At 58.0% G+C, this 13,018-nt stretch carries 14 protein-coding genes; 4 read left to right on the plus strand and 10 right to left on the minus strand.

What is annotated here, in order from left to right:
- Positions 1–61: 61 nt before the first annotated feature.
- The gene (locus AB8846_RS03360) at positions 62–487 is read right to left on the minus strand and encodes a DUF3828 domain-containing protein (protein WP_370732018.1); all 426 of its coding nucleotides are present in this window, start codon (positions 485–487) and stop codon (positions 62–64) included.
- Here AB8846_RS03360 and AB8846_RS03365 point away from each other — a divergent pair.
- A complete protein-coding gene (locus AB8846_RS03365; protein WP_370732019.1) occupies positions 478–630 on the plus strand; it encodes a hypothetical protein in 153 nt (50 codons plus the stop codon). The genes AB8846_RS03360 and AB8846_RS03365 overlap by 10 nt on opposite strands.
- Positions 631–686: 56 nt before the next feature.
- On the opposite strand, the gene AB8846_RS03370 is transcribed toward AB8846_RS03365, so the two are convergent.
- Positions 687–1,259: a flavin reductase family protein gene (locus AB8846_RS03370; protein ID WP_063142679.1), complete on the minus strand. Its 573-nt coding sequence runs from the start codon at positions 1,257–1,259 to the stop codon at positions 687–689.
- A gap of 108 nt (positions 1,260–1,367) precedes the next feature.
- Here AB8846_RS03370 and nhoA point away from each other — a divergent pair, with 108 nt between their 5' ends.
- Positions 1,368–2,213 (plus strand): N-hydroxyarylamine O-acetyltransferase, encoded by an 846-nt coding sequence (gene nhoA, locus AB8846_RS03375; RefSeq protein ID WP_370732020.1) that lies wholly within the window; start codon positions 1,368–1,370, stop codon positions 2,211–2,213.
- A 54-nt stretch (positions 2,214–2,267) separates the two neighbouring features.
- Here the strand turns inward: nhoA and AB8846_RS03380 are convergent, their stop codons facing one another.
- The gene (locus AB8846_RS03380) at positions 2,268–2,861 is read right to left on the minus strand and encodes a TetR family transcriptional regulator (RefSeq protein WP_370732021.1); all 594 of its coding nucleotides are present in this window, start codon (positions 2,859–2,861) and stop codon (positions 2,268–2,270) included.
- A gap of 115 nt (positions 2,862–2,976) precedes the next feature.
- On the opposite strand from AB8846_RS03380, the gene AB8846_RS03385 reads away from it, so the two are divergent.
- Complete coding sequence (locus AB8846_RS03385) at positions 2,977–4,464, plus strand: MFS transporter (RefSeq protein ID WP_370732022.1); 1,488 nt, start codon at positions 2,977–2,979, stop codon at positions 4,462–4,464.
- 77 nt (positions 4,465–4,541) lie between these two features.
- Positions 4,542–6,425 carry a potassium transporter Kup gene (locus tag AB8846_RS03390; protein WP_370732023.1) on the plus strand — a complete coding sequence of 628 codons (1,884 nt, stop codon included), beginning with the start codon at positions 4,542–4,544 and terminating at the stop codon, positions 6,423–6,425.
- Between the two features lie 39 nt (positions 6,426–6,464).
- On the opposite strand, the gene AB8846_RS03395 is transcribed toward AB8846_RS03390, so the two are convergent.
- From AB8846_RS03395 to AB8846_RS03425, 7 genes are read right to left on the minus strand one after another with little or no spacing between them, the layout of a single operon-like run.
- Positions 6,465–7,691, minus strand: coding sequence for a Zn-dependent hydrolase (locus AB8846_RS03395; RefSeq protein ID WP_370732024.1), 1,227 nt, complete (start codon positions 7,689–7,691; stop codon positions 6,465–6,467).
- Positions 7,688–8,170, minus strand: a complete 483-nt coding sequence (locus tag AB8846_RS03400; protein WP_032656897.1) for an L-2-amino-thiazoline-4-carboxylic acid hydrolase — start codon at positions 8,168–8,170, stop codon at positions 7,688–7,690. Before AB8846_RS03400 ends, AB8846_RS03395 begins: the two co-directional genes overlap by 4 nt.
- 17 nt (positions 8,171–8,187) lie before the next feature.
- On the minus strand, positions 8,188–9,345 hold the full coding sequence (locus AB8846_RS03405) for a branched-chain amino acid ABC transporter substrate-binding protein (RefSeq protein WP_331412213.1): 1,158 nt from the start codon (positions 9,343–9,345) through the stop codon (positions 8,188–8,190).
- 28 nt (positions 9,346–9,373) lie between these two features.
- On the minus strand, positions 9,374–10,093 hold the full coding sequence (locus tag AB8846_RS03410; protein ID WP_370732025.1) for an ABC transporter ATP-binding protein: 720 nt from the start codon (positions 10,091–10,093) through the stop codon (positions 9,374–9,376).
- Positions 10,086–10,853 carry an ABC transporter ATP-binding protein gene (locus tag AB8846_RS03415; protein WP_370732026.1) on the minus strand — a complete coding sequence of 256 codons (768 nt, stop codon included), beginning with the start codon at positions 10,851–10,853 and terminating at the stop codon, positions 10,086–10,088. The genes AB8846_RS03410 and AB8846_RS03415 overlap by 8 nt, the downstream gene beginning before the upstream one ends.
- On the minus strand, positions 10,850–11,956 hold the full coding sequence (locus AB8846_RS03420) for a branched-chain amino acid ABC transporter permease (RefSeq protein ID WP_063142689.1): 1,107 nt from the start codon (positions 11,954–11,956) through the stop codon (positions 10,850–10,852). Before AB8846_RS03420 ends, AB8846_RS03415 begins: the two co-directional genes overlap by 4 nt.
- Positions 11,957–11,964: 8 nt before the next feature.
- Positions 11,965–12,915 (minus strand): branched-chain amino acid ABC transporter permease, encoded by a 951-nt coding sequence (locus AB8846_RS03425; RefSeq protein ID WP_063142690.1) that lies wholly within the window; start codon positions 12,913–12,915, stop codon positions 11,965–11,967.
- Positions 12,916–13,018: the final 103 nt, after the last annotated feature.

Consider the following 13,018-nt stretch of genomic DNA (forward strand, 5'->3'; position numbering starts at 1 on the left):
CGCTGGGCTATCGTGTGCTTTTTCCTCTGCAACAGAGGGCGTTTCCTTTCATATCACGTTTTTACTTTATCAGCGTGGCCGAGCGAACTTTCCATACGCCTTTTTCCTGAACGAGACAATCTGCTACAACGTGATCTTGTTTCTTGCCAAACGCGATATAGACGTTTGTGCAAACGGCATCAAAATCAGAGTGTAAGACGGTTATCTGATTCCAGTCTTCATCCCAATCCTGCGATTTGATGAACATATCCGCATCTGGCATGTCTTTTTCGTTACTGTCGCCAGAGTACATTTCTTTAATTGCTGCAATGGTCCCTGAGGCTACGTACTCGTTCATGATGTCTGGATTAAGTACTGGCGGTTTGTTCGTATTTAATTGCGCGATATACCATTGATTGAATTTAAGCGCCGCCTGGCCCGGTGAAGAGATGCTATCTGCGACCGCGAACGGAGACAGGGCGAAAAGAAAAAAGCAGAGTGTTTTCATTAGTCATGCCTGAACAGTTCGTAATGGGGCTGTATATTTCGGTAAGCCTGTCCGGGATACAAAGTGCGTTGTACAAAATCGCTTATCCACTGCTGACCATCGTAGATGCAAACGTGGCCGCTATCGTGACCCACAATAAATAGTAAACATAAAATGCCATAGAAATTTAATATAATTCAGTAGGATATGATTAAGTAAATCAATCCAGCGCCTTCACCATCTTCCCGCTCGCCACAAACGTCCCGGCTCCAAGATGATGCAGCGTATTCAGCTTATCCTCGTCAAACTGCCAGCGTCCCGCGATAAACGCGCGCTCATCGGCTGCCGCTGAGACCACTTCCCCAAACAGCGTATCGTATTTCTCAGCTGCGGAGGTGACGGGTAATAACCGACACTCCATCCATGCCAGACATTTTTCTTCTATCACCGGCAGGCCAAGTTCAGGGCCGTTCACGACCGGGATCCCGTAGCAGTTGAATTTGTCTTCATCGCGCCCGCTGACGCTACCGACCGCGTATGTCCAGTTGGCCGCAGCCACGCCGGGGATGACGATGCCAAATTTCCCACTGCGTTCAATCAGCTCACGCGACCAGGTACTTTTATCCACGACGATCGCGATGCGCGGCGGCTCAAACTCAACGGGCATTGACCATGCGGCGGCCATCACGTTGCGTCTGTCGAGGCTTTCATCCCGACTGGTAATAAGCACGGTAGGACCGTGGTTCAGCAGACGGCTGGCATGACGTAATTCAACAGGGCGAAAGTGGCTCATAGGATCTCCTCATCTACACCGATGAGTATGACGAAAAAGCACGGAAATCAAAGTGAGTGCGTAAAATTAGTTTATAAACAGAACATCACAATCAAAGGAAACTGATTCATGTCCCCATTCCTGACCGCCTATTTCGCCCGTATCGGCTGGACGCAACCGACACGGGTGGATATTGATACCCTGCGTGCGCTGCATTTACATCACAACTGTGCGATCCCTTTTGAGAATATTGATGTCGTTCTGCCGCGCGAAATCCAGCTTGACGATCGGTGCCTGGTCGACAAGCTGGTCACCGCACGTCGCGGAGGGTACTGCTTTGAACAAAACGGCCTGTTCGAACGCGTCTTGCGCGAGGTCGGTTTTACGGTGCGCAGCGTGCTGGGACGCGTGGTATTAGCGAGTCCGCCGCAAATGCCCCCGCGCACGCACCGCCTGCTATTGGTCGAGCTTAACGGTGAGCGCTGGATTGCCGATGTCGGGTTTGGCGGCCAGACGCTGACGGCGCCGATTCGTCTGCTCGCCAGTGAAGAACAAGAGACGCCGCACGGGCTGTATCGACTGCTGAGCGAGGGTAATGACTGGGTGCTGCAGTTCCGTCACCACGAGCACTGGCAGTCGATGTATCAGTTTGACCTGACAACGCAGTATTTCAGTGATTACGTGATGGGGAATTTCTGGTCGGCGCACTGGCCGCAGTCGCATTTTCGTCATCATCTGTTGATGTGTCGCCATCTGCCTGACGGCGGCAAGCTGACGTTAACTAACTTCAACTTTACCCACTGGCAGAATGGCCATGTGGAGGAGCAGATCCACCTGCCGGATGCAAAAGCGCTTTACCAGCTGATGCAGGAACGTTTTGGACTGGGCGTTGACGATGCAAAACACGGATTTTCACTGGCGGAGCTGACGGCGGTAATGGCGGGCTTTGATACGCATCCTCAGGCCGGGAAATAGTGCGCAAAGAGGTGGGCTGTAGGCCGGGTAAGGCGTCGCCGCCACCCGGCAACATCACTGATTAGACGGAGTATTAAACAACTCGAGCGTGATTAATGTATCAAGATGGTTATTAAACGCGGCTTCGTCCATTTCGGGCATGTTTAAGATATACATCCCGTCAAGACCGCACACCAGACCAATCAAGCGCCAGGCAATATTTTCCGCCCGATCGCCCGGCTTCAATTCTCCGGCCTCCGTTCCCGCTTTGATAAGCGCCACCGTTTCCTGGTGCCACATCTCCATGGTCATCACATAGGCACCCTTGATGTCGGCATCACGGCTGGCAAGGATCTGCGCTTCGCGCCACAGGCGAATATAGGGCTCAAACCTTCCGTCATCGCTGCCGAGCATGGCATGAAGCTGCTCCCGCCATCCGGCCTGTTTACCCGCGACATCCGCGTCCAGCAGCTCGCGAATCAACCGTACGAACGCCAGCGATTTTAGCTCCCCGCCGGACGTAAAGTGATGATGCACCTGGCCGGTGGCGACCCTGGCCTCGGCGGCAATACGGCGTACCGTCATGGCCGCCAGTCCTTCTGCCAGCGCCACGCGCATGGCGGCCTGTAAGATGGCTTCCCGCCGTTCATCCTTGCTCAGATATCGCATGTTTACTTACTCTCAATGGGAATGAAACGAGTGTAACAAAAAGCTGGACACTCGTTCAACTTTACGTAGGATCGCATCCTGGACATGTGTCCATGTTTTAAAGAAAAGGAAATTTATGTTTCGTCAGTGGTTAGCGTTAGTGATTATCGTGCTGGTGTATATCCCGGTGGCGATCGACGCGACGGTGCTGCACGTGGCGGCGCCGACATTGAGCATGACGCTGGGCGCCAGCGGCAATGAATTGCTGTGGATCATCGATATTTACTCGCTGGTGATGGCGGGAATGGTGCTGCCGATGGGCGCCCTGGGTGACCGCATTGGTTTTAAACGACTGCTCATGATTGGCAGCGCGCTGTTTGGCCTGTCGTCGCTGGCGGCAGCCTTTGCCCCGTCAGCAGGGTGGCTGATTGCAGCGCGCGCCTCGCTGGCGATCGGTGCAGCGATGATTATTCCGGCTACGCTGGCCGGGATCCGCACGCTGTTTATCGACGCGCGGGATCGTAATATTGCGCTCGGCGTCTGGGCCGCGGTGGGTTCCGGCGGGGCGGCGTTTGGTCCGCTGATTGGCGGTATGCTGCTTGAGCATTTTTACTGGGGCTCGGTGTTCTTGATCAACGTGCCGATCGTGCTGGTGGTGGTTTCGCTGGCCGCGCGTTTTGTGCCTCCTCAGCAGGGCCGCCCGGAGCAGCCGCTGAATATTAGCCATGCCATTATGCTGATTGTGGCGATTTTGCTGCTGGTCTACAGCGCGAAAACCGCGCTAAAAGGCGTCCTGTCACCGTGGGTAGTCGCCTCCGCGCTGGTGACCGGCTCGGTGCTGCTGTTTATCTTCGTGCGTATTCAGCTCCGCGCTCGCGTACCGATGATCGACATGCGTCTCTTCTGCCATCGCATCATCTTGAGCGGCGTGGTGATGGCGATGACCGCCATGATTGCCCTGGTCGGTTTTGAGCTGCTGATGGCCCAGGAGCTGCAGTTTGTTCATGGCTTTACGCCGTTTGAAGCGGGAATGTTCATGCTGCCGGTGATGGTCGCCAGCGGGTTCAGTGGTCCTATTGCGGGTGTGCTGGTCGGGCGTTTGGGGCTACGCATCGTCGCCGCCGGCGGAATGGGGCTCAGCGCCGTCAGCTTTATCGGCCTGTCGATGCTCGACTTCAGCACGCAGCAGTGGCAGGCGTGGGGGCTGATGGTGCTGCTCGGCTTCAGTGCAGCCAGCGCGCTGCTGGCCTCGACCTCGGCAATTATGGCGGCCGCGCCGAAAGAGAAAGCCGCCGCCGCAGGGGCCATTGAAACCATGTCCTATGAACTGGGCGCCGGGCTGGGGATCGCCATCTTTGGTCTGCTGTTGACCCGCAGCTTCTCGGCGTCAATTGACCTGCCGCAGGGGCTGAATGCCTCGCTCGTCGATAAAGCCTCGTCATCCATTGGTGAGACGATGAAGGTGGCGCAGGATCTGACCCCGACGCTGGCGGAGTCGGTGATTGAGGCGGCGAAAAGCGCGTTTATCACCTCGCACAGCGTGGCGCTGGGCAGCGCGGGCGGAATGCTGCTGCTGTTGGCCGTGGGGATTTGGTTTAGCCTGGCGAAGGTCAAGCCGCAGTAATACAGGGCGAGCCGTTGGCACGGGCGGGGCAGATGAGCTATGTTTTTTATAGGATTATCTGACTCTTGCTGGAAAATATGAGCCCTCGCCACAGCAGTGAACCGTCCCAACCGCTCTCCCGGTTAACCCTGCTTGCAGGGGGGGCGCTGGGCGTCGTTTTTGGTGATATCGGCACCAGCCCGCTTTATACCTTCCGGACGGTGCTTTCGCTCTCTGAGCATGACCCTACGCCCGGCGTCATACTGGGCCTGCTCTCGCTGATTACCTGGACACTCATCCTGGTGACATCCATAAAATATGCCGCCTTCGCCATGCGGATTGATAATCATGGCGAGGGGGGCATCATGGCCTTGATGTCGCTTCTGGTGGAAAAAGGCAAAGGCGGGCGCTGGGTCATTTTTGCCGCCCTGATTGGCGCAGCGCTGATTTACGGTGACGGCGCGATAACCCCGGCAATCTCCGTGCTTTCTGCCCTTGAAGGGCTGGAGATGGTGATCCCTGAGTCCCAGCCGTACATATTACCCCTGACGGTGGCGGTGTTGCTGGCGCTGTTTCTTATCCAGCCTTTTGGTACCGCCCGCATAGGGAAAATATTTGGCCCGGTTATGGCGCTGTGGTTTTTGGCGATTGCTGCGCTGGGCGTGCGGGGGATCGTTCAACACCCCTCGGTACTGCTGGCCCTCAACCCTGCGTACGGCATCGCGTTTTTGTTTTCGAACGGGTACACCAGTTTCCTGGTCCTGGGGGGCGTTTTTCTCTGCGTGACGGGTGCTGAGGCCCTGTATGCAGACATGGGGCACTTTGGTAAAAAGCCGATCTGGCTTGCCTGGTACGGTATCGTCTTTCCTTCGCTGCTGCTCAACTATGCTGGCCAGTCAGCGCTGATTCTGGCCGGTGCCGACAGCAAGCAAAACCTTTTCTACACGCTCTGTCCGCCTGTGCTCCAGGTTCCGCTTATCATTCTTGCCGCGCTGGCGACGATCATCGCCAGTCAGGCGATTATTACCGGCGCGTTTTCCATGACGCGCCAGGCCATTCAGCTTGGCTGGTTACCCCGATTACGCATCAAACAGACGGCGGCAGAAAGCTACGGTCAGATTTATATCGGGATCATAAACTGGCTGCTGATGGTGGTGACCATCGGGCTGGTGGTGTTCTTTAAATCCTCCGATAAGCTTGCCGCCGCGTACGGCATCGCCGTGTCGTTAACCATGCTGATGACCACGGGGCTGTTGTTTGTGGCGATGCGGGAAGTGTGGCGCTGGAGCCTGGTCAGCAGCGCGCTTATTGCCCTCTGTTTCCTGGTGATTGATGCCACCTTCTTGTTTGCCAACCTGATTAAGGTCCTGGAAGGCGGCTATATTCCGCTGCTGATGGCCGCAGCGATTTGTACGGTGATGCTGATCTGGCACCGCGGCGTTAAGGCGGTATCCGCATCGGTGGGCGAGAAGGGCGTCAGCGTGGATGCGTTCTTTGCCCAGCTTCAGCAAAAGACGGTGCCCAGGGTGGCGGGCTCCGCCGTCTTTTTGACCCGTACGCAGAACAATATCCCGCCGGTCATGCGCTGGCATGTCGCGCGAAACCGGGCGCTACAGCAGGATGTGTTGTCGCTTACCATTGATATTCTGAATGTGCCCTATGTGGGGGAAGAACAACGTATCAGGGTAGAGCAGCGCGCGCCGGGATACTGGCACGGCGTGGCGCAGTATGGCTTTATGGAACACCCTGACATCCCGCGCTTGTTGCAGGGCGTCAGCGAGATTAACTCGCTTTTTGCCACGGATGACGCCACCTGGTATGTCGGGCATGAAACCATTGTGGCAGGCGAGGGTGAGGCAGGTATGGCGGCCTGGCAACGGCACATATTTGCTTTTATGAAGCGCAACTGCACGCACGTCATCAACCATTATCACCTTCCCAGCGATCGGGTTGTCGAAATCAGCCGACGCGTTGCCGTGTAGATTCTGGCGAAAGCAGAGGTCCCCTGCTTTCGCACCGTTCTATCTCTCAAGGGCCGCAGACAGGACGCTATGCAATAATACATTTGCCCCTTTCTCCGCCCACTCTGGCAGGATCCTTTCCGCTTCGTTATGGCTGATGCCTTTCACGCAGGGGATAAAGATCATGCTTGCGGGCGCAATTTTGCTGACATAGCAGGCGTCGTGTCCCGCACCGGAAACCATCGGTTTCGACGAATAGCCCAGTTCCGCTACGGCCTTCTCCGTACGAGCCAGGCATTCGGCATCAAACGCGATGGGCGCGTAGTCAAAAATGCGTTCAACGGCAGCCGCGACGCCGCGCAGTTTCAGGCTTTCAGCCACCTTATGCAGCGCCGCTTCCATGGCTTCCAGCGCCTGCTGCGCCGGATGGCGAAACTCAACGCTGCATTCCACGCGAGACGGCACGACGTTGCGCGAGTTTGGCGTAACCTTCGCCATACCGATCGTCGCGCGTCCGTCCGGCGCATACCGATAGCCAATCTCTTCCACCTTCAGCGCCAGCTCGGCAAAGGCGGTCAGCGCGTCGCGGCGGCTGTGCATCGGCGTCGTGCCCGCATGGGCGGCGAATCCTTCCAGCGTCAGGGTAAACCAGCGCTGGCCCATTGCCGCGCGAACTAACCCGATATCCAGACCTTCATCTTCCAGGATCGGGCCCTGCTCGATGTGCAGTTCGTAGCAGGCGTGAACGGGAAACGCGCGGACAGAGGCTTCACCCCGGTAGCCAATGCTCTCCAGCGCTTCGCCCACGGTAATGCCATCGTTATCCGCGCGGGCATGCGCGTACGCTTCGCTAAATTGCCCCATCCAGACCCCTGAAGAGAGCATGGCTGGCGCAAAGCGCGCGCCTTCTTCGTTAGTCCAGTTCACCAGCACAACGTCACGCTCGGTCTCAACGTGACGATCGTTAAGGGTTCGCAGCAGCTCCAGCCCGGCCAGCACGCCGTAAACCCCGTCGTAGTTACCGCCCAGCGGTTGGGTATCCACATGTGAACCCGTCATGACCGGAGCAAGCTGCGGGTTTTTCCCCGGTCGACGGATAAACATATTGCCCATGCTGTCGACGTCGCAGGTGAAACCCGCGTCCAGCGCCCAGTCGCGCAGCAGGTTACGCGCAATACGATCTTCCTCGCTCAGTGCCAGACGGGTCACGCCACCGGCGGGCGTGCCGCCGATCTGCGCCATCATCTCAAGCGTTGACCACAGCCGTTCGGCGTTGATGCGGATCATGTCTTGTCCTTACTGCTGCGGTAGCGGAAATCACAGCACGAACCGCCCTGCATGATGGTGGTCGTGCGGGTCAGCTTCACGTCCGGCGCATAGCCAACGATGAATTTTTCATCGCGCGCGCAGGAGAGCAGATGACCAATCTCGCCCAGCCCCATTTCGTGATACATCTCCGCGTAGCGGCAGCGGGTCACGTTGTAGTTGTACTGCTGGTCGTCGGCGTCGATCACCTTCACGTCCAGAGCGTTATCTTTTTCCCACAGATACTGCAGGGCGATAAAGCTCTTTACGTCCGCGCCGTTGGGTTCTTTGCTGGCAAACGCTTTGCCAGCGTCAATCGCGGCCTGCTCAATGGCCTCGCCAATGACCGCCTGGGCGCGGGTTTTCCCTATCTCGCGCACCAGGATTTCATAGATTGGCTTAATAATTTCTGCTTCAATTTTGCGGCGGGCGAGAATGCCCAGCTCGTTATTATCACTCATCACATTGCCTCGCTGCGTTACTTCGCTTTTGCGCCGCCCAGCACGGTCTGCGGCTGCCATTTGCCGTCGACAACTTTGTAAACGGTGAAAGACGGCGATTTCAGGTTACCTTCTTTATCAAACGCGATCTGTCCGGTGACGCCGGAGTAGCTGATGGCGCGCAGGGCGGGCAGATAGTCGGACGGCTCAACGGAGTCTGCTTTTTCCATCGCCGCAACCAGCACGCGGGTGGCGTCATAGGCGAACGGAGCGTGCAGTTCGATATGGGTATGGTAGCGGGACTGATAGGCCTGTTCGAACGCCTTTCCACCCGGCATCTGGTCAACGGGCAGACCCGGCTCCAGCGCGACTACGCCTTCGCCTTCTTTCTGGGCCAGCTGCAGGAACGTCTGGCTGACAAATCCGCCTGCGCCCATCAGCGTGGCGTTCATGCCCAGCTGTTTGATGCGACGCGCCAGCGGTGCGGCCTGGCTGTCGACGCCGCCGAAGAAGATCAGATCGGCGTTTTTACTGCGAATAGCGGTCAGCACGGCGCTGAAGTCCACCGTTTTATCATCAACGTACTGACGATCGACAACCTTCACGCCCTGCGCTTCCAGCGATTTAATAAACTGGTCCGCCAGACCCTGACCAAAGGCGGTACGGTCGTCGATCACCGCAATGCGTTTGGCTTTCAGCGTATTGACCGCGTACTGCCCGGCAAACTGGCCGCCGTCGTCGTCGTGGCCCATCACGCGGAAGCTGGTATCAAAACCCTGTTTGGTATAGGCGTGACCGGTCGCGACCGGTGCCACCTGTGCGATACCCGCATCGTGATAGATACGTGCGGCAGGAATGCTGGTACCGGTGTTCCAGTGACCGACCACGCCCGCCACGCCGCTATCCACCAGACGCTGCGCCACGGCCACGGCGGTGCGCGGGTCGGACTGATCGTCTTCGGACTGCAGTTTAAAGGTCACCGCTTTGCCGCCGATGGTCGGGTGCTGCTTGTTAATGTCGTCAATTGCCAGCTGCGCGCCGTTCTCCAGATCTTTACCGATACGGGCAGAAGGGCCGGTAAGCGGGCCTGCCAGACCGATAACCACGGTTTCACCGTCGGCTGCCCACGCGGCCGTCGAGGCAAAACTGCCGAGGAGGATAGCGGCGCTAAGCGCACTGATTTTTACTGTTTTCATTGTATTTCCCTGATGTTGGCTGGTGTTGTTAAACGGGCATTTCGCCCAAATAAATCTGTGCAATCTGGTCGTCATTGAGCAGCGCTTTCGATTCGCCATGATGAACAATGCTGCCGCTGTCCATTACCCACGCGCTGTCGGTGACTTCCAGCGCGAGACGGGCGTTTTGCTCGATGAGCAGCAGGGCAACGCCGCGCTCCCGCAGACCGGCAATGACGGCAAAAATGTTTTCGACCATCTTCGGGGCGAGGCCCATCGAGGGTTCGTCGAGGATCAGCAGGCGCGGGCGGCTGAGCAGGGCGCGGTTAAGGGCCAGCAGCTGTTGTTCTCCGCCGGAAAGCAGGCCGGCGAGCTGATGCTGGCGTTCTCCCAGGCGCGGGAAGCGCTCGAAAATGGCGTTCATCTCTTGCTTAACGGTGACAGTGTCACGCCTGAGCCAGGCGCCCATCTGCAGGTTTTCCAGCACCGTCATGCGGGAGAAGATCCCTCGTCCTTCCGGGACCATGACCAACCCGTAGCGGAGCAGGGTTTCGGGGGTGTGCTTACGTACCGCTTTACCGTTGAATTCAATACTGCCGCTAAAGCTTTCCAGCCCGGTAATGGCGCGCACGGTGGAGCTTTTCCCCGCGCCGTTAGCGCCGATCAGCGTAGCCTGTTCGCCCTCGCGCAGGGTAAAAGAGACATCGCGTACGGCCTGAATGCCGCCGTAATGCACGTCCAGACGTTCGACCTTGAGTAATTCAGACATGGGCGTTGCCTCCAAGCCAGGCGGCGATCACTGCCGGGTCGCGACGTACGCTCTCCGGCGTGCCGCTGGCGAGCGTTTTGCCGTAATCAAGCACCGTCAGGCGATCGCAGATGCCCATCACCAGCTTGACGTCATGTTCAATCATCAGCAGGGTTTTACCGTCATCGCGCAGGCGGATAAGCAGCTCGCCGAGCGCCACTTTTTCCGCTGCGTTCATTCCGGCGGCGGGTTCGTCCAGCGCCAGCAGCAGCGGATCCGTTGCCAGCGCGCGGGCAATCTCCAGACGGCGCTGATGACCATACGCCAGATCGCAGGCGCGGTAGTGGGCGAACTTCGCAATGCCGGTGTACTCCAGCCAGTGCCAGGCCAGCTCCCGGGTCTGCCTTTCTTCCGCGCGAGCGCGTTTGTGGCGGCTCAGCGCGGCCCACAGGCCGTTACGGGTGCGCACGTGGCGACCCACCATCACGTTTTCCAGCACCGACATGTCGTTAAAGAGGCGCACGTTCTGGAAGGTGCGCGCAATCCCGGCGGCGGTGACTTTCTCAATGTGCTTTGGAAAATAGGGCTTATCGGCAATGGAAAATTCACCGCTGTCCGCCGGATAAAGCCCGGTGATCAGGTTAAAGCAGGTGGTTTTCCCCGCGCCGTTGGGGCCGATCAGCCCGTAGATCTCGCCCTTGTTCACTGCGATCGACACATCATCCACGGCGGTAAGCCCGCCGAAGCGTTTTGACATATTGCGTACGGTTAACAGGCTCATGCTTTCACCTCCTTGTGGCGCACCGGCCAGATGCCTGAAGGACGCACCAGCATGACCAGCACCAGCGCCAGGCCGTAGAAGAGCTGCCGCAGCACTTCCGGGTCAATCAGCACCGTGCCGAACAGCGCCTGCTGAACCGGGGCTGCCTGACTGCGCAGCAGTTCCGGCAGGGCGGTAAGCAGCACCGCGCCGAGGATCACGCCCGGAATATGTCCCATACCGCCGAGCACCACCATCGCCAGTACGGCAATGGATTCCTGTAACGTGAAGGATTCCGGGGAGACAAAGCCCTGAAACGCGCCGAACAGGGCACCCGCCACGCCGCCAAAAGAGGCACCCATCGCAAAGGCCAGCAGCTTATAGTTACGCACGTTGATGCCCATCGCCCGTGCGACGTCTTCATCCTCACGGATGGCGTGCCAGGCGCGACCAATACGGGAATGCTGCAGGCGCAGGCAGACAAAAATAATCGCCACAATCACCAGCATCAGCAGGTAGTACCACAGCCACAGCGCGGGCACTTTGAAACCAAACCAGTGGTATACGCCGCTAAACTTCAGGCCGAACAGATTCAGCGTATCCACCCCGGTAATGCCCTTCGCACCGTTGGTGATGTTCACCGGACGGTCGAGGTTGCGCATCAGGATGCGGATGATTTCGCCAAAGCCGAGGGTCACTATCGCCAGATAGTCTCCGCGCAGCTTCAGCGTGGGAGCACCCAGTAAAATGCCGCAGACCGCAGCGACGAGCGCCGCCAGCGGGATAATCAGCAGATATGACGTGTGCAGCCCGTCCGGGAACCAGACGTCGAGGAGAGGAAACACCTCCAGCAGGTGTGGCGAGGCCATCAGTGCAGCGAGATAAGCCCCGACCGCGTAAAAGGCGATAAACCCCATATCCAGCAGGCCGGTGTAGCCCACCACAATATTAAGCCCCAGCGCCAGCATGATGTAGAGCAGGGCGAAGTCGATGACGCGCACCCAGTAGTTGCCGCCAAGCTGCGTGGCCACCACGGGGGCAACCAGCAGCGCGAGGCAGAACAGAACCATGCCTGACCAGAATTTGCGCGGCATCGCCGGGGATTGTAGTTGAAGAGTTGTCATTGTTTTCCTTACGCCCTGTGCGCCACGCGCTCGCCCAGCAGGCCTGCCGGACGGAAGACCAGCACCAGAATCAGGACCATGAAGGCAAAAACGTCCTGATAGTTGCTGCCAAAGACGCCGTGGGTCAGTTCCCCCAGATAACCTGCTCCCAGCGCTTCGATAATGCCGAGCAGGATCCCGCCAATCATGGCGCCGCGAATGTTGCCAATCCCGCCCAGCACGGCGGCGGTGAAGGCTTTAATCCCGGGCAAAAAGCCCATCGAGAAGCTGGCGTTGCCGTAGTTGCTGGCCATCATCACGCCTGCCAGCGCGGCAAATACGCCGCCAATGGCGAACGTCAGGGCAATAATGGCATTGGGGTTAACCCCCATCAGCGTGGCCACGCGCGGGTTTTCCGCCACGGCGCGCATGCCGCGGCCCAGACGGGTGTATTCCACCAGCAGCCAAAGCCCGGTCATTACCGCAAGCGCCAGCGCCACGGTAACAATGCCGGTGACGGTCACAATGGCAGGGGGATGCAGTTCACTTCCTGACGTTACGGCGATCGGGTCCATGGGTAGGATCTGCGGGAACATCAGCGGGTTGCGCGTCCAGATAATCATCGCCACGGTTTGCAGCAGGACCGAGACGCCGATACCCGAGATCAGCGGCGCCAGGCGCGGTGCGTTGCGCAGTCTGCGGTAGGCAAAGCGCTCCACGGCCATTGCCAGCAGGGCACAAACGGCCATGGCAATCGCCAGGGCAACACCAAGCTGCAACAGCAGCGGCATGTGCGGAAAGGTGGCGTTCAGGGCGTTAATGGCGGAGAGCGTGGTGAGCGCGCCAACCATCAGAATATCGCCGTGAGCAAAGTTAATAATGCGCAAGATGCCATACACCATGGTATAGCCCAGCGCGATCAGCGCGTAGATGCTTCCCAGCATCACACCGTTGATCAGTTGTTGTATGAATGTATCCAACGTCTGTACCCGCAAAGTGCTCTCTCTGCGGCTACCATCCGATAAATGAATTAAATTGTAAAATACACATAAATTATTTCTTATGATAAACCGATATTGCATT

This window comes from Enterobacter sp. KB-221C9, from assembly GCF_041320715.1.
In the GTDB taxonomy this organism is placed as follows: domain Bacteria; phylum Pseudomonadota; class Gammaproteobacteria; order Enterobacterales; family Enterobacteriaceae; genus Enterobacter; species Enterobacter asburiae_D.